The following is a 270-nucleotide window of genomic DNA, read 5'->3' on the forward strand; positions in this document are numbered from 1 at the left end:
TCAAGATTCGGTATTGACGACCTCACTGATTTCAACAGGCTGAAGCCGGAGGATTATCCCACAATGACCGATCTTTATGAACTGACGGAAAAGGAATTCATGATTTTCGACGAGGAAAAGAAGCGTTTGTACACAGAGGAAATACTTCAGAACATCTGTCTGGGACTGCATTCTATGTGCAGAGGAGCTGAAGCAAAATATTTCAACGGGCATACTAACGTTAAGGATTCAAAGTTTCTGTGCTTCGGAGTAAAAGGTCTTATGGACACC

The 270-nt window shown here is 42.6% G+C and carries 1 pseudogene; it reads left to right on the forward strand.

Going from position 1 to position 270, the window contains the following annotated elements:
* Positions 1 to 270, forward strand: a pseudogene (locus ACYQ0N_RS15450) (type VI secretion protein); the annotation flags it as partial.

It is taken from the genome of Ruminococcus sporogenes, from assembly GCF_054655175.1.